This is a genomic window from Shewanella sp. S1-49-MNA-CIBAN-0167, from assembly GCF_040310145.1.
In the GTDB taxonomy this organism is placed as follows: domain Bacteria; phylum Pseudomonadota; class Gammaproteobacteria; order Enterobacterales; family Shewanellaceae; genus Shewanella; species Shewanella psychromarinicola.
Window position 1 is genome coordinate 1 of the sequence record NZ_JBEOPO010000205.1, and the last position, 283, is coordinate 283.

At 37.8% G+C, this 283-nt stretch carries 1 pseudogene; it reads right to left on the reverse strand.

The features are described 5' to 3' along the window. Positions 1 to 95 precede the first annotated feature (95 nt). A pseudogene (locus AAEZ00_RS21030) lies at positions 96 to 283 on the reverse strand (hypothetical protein); the annotation flags it as partial.

Genomic DNA, 283 nt, shown 5'->3' on the forward strand with positions numbered 1-283 from the left:
CTGCATAGCTGCCATTGTAATTCCATTACCATACGCTCCGTTATCTTTGTCTTTCATGTCGGCTTCAGATTTATTTTTAGATATTAAGACTTAACTTAGATATTCTTTTTTATCCATTCGGTTAGATAATGAATACTTACTTGACCCTGACAAAATGCTTCATCTTTAAACAGTCGCTCGTGAAGGCTGATATTGGTATCAATGCCTGTAATTTGCGCTTCTGATAATGCCGCTTGCATCTTCTCAATCGCCGCTTCCCTTGAATGATCATGCACGCATATTT